At 55.1% G+C, this 457-nt stretch carries 1 rRNA gene; it reads right to left on the bottom strand.

The features are described 5' to 3' along the window. Nucleotides 1-9 precede the first annotated feature (9 nt). Nucleotides 10-457 (bottom strand): 23S ribosomal RNA (locus HMPREF2678_RS00530); the annotation flags it as partial.

The raw sequence follows: 457 nt of genomic DNA, 5'->3' as shown, positions 1-457 counted from the left end.
AGCACACACATTGTGTTGAACATCGGCTAATTAGTACCGGTCACCTCCATCACTCACATGACTTCCAGATCCGGCCTATCAACCCCATAATCTATAGGGAACCTCAAAAGAAACCTCATCTCAGAACAGGCTTCCCGCTTAGATGCTTTCAGCGGTTATCCCTCCCATACGTAGCCAACCAGCCATGCCACGGGCGTGACAACTGGCCCACCAGAGGTATGTCCGTCCCGGTCCTCTCGTACTAGGGACAGCCTTCTTCAAGTTTCAACGCGCACGGCGGATAGAGACCGAACTGTCTCACGACGTTCTAAACCCAGCTCGCGTGCCGCTTTAATGGGCGAACAGCCCAACCCTTGGGACCTACTCCAGCCCCAGGATGCGACGAGCCGACATCGAGGTGCCAAACCATCCCGTCGATATGGACTCTTGGGGAAGATCAGCCTGTTATCCCCGGGGT

This window comes from Corynebacterium sp. HMSC058E07 (genome assembly GCF_001809885.1).
Taxonomy (GTDB): domain Bacteria; phylum Actinomycetota; class Actinomycetes; order Mycobacteriales; family Mycobacteriaceae; genus Corynebacterium; species Corynebacterium macclintockiae.
The sequence above is the reverse complement of the archived record's forward strand: the minus strand, read 5'-3'. Positions and strand labels throughout refer to the sequence as shown.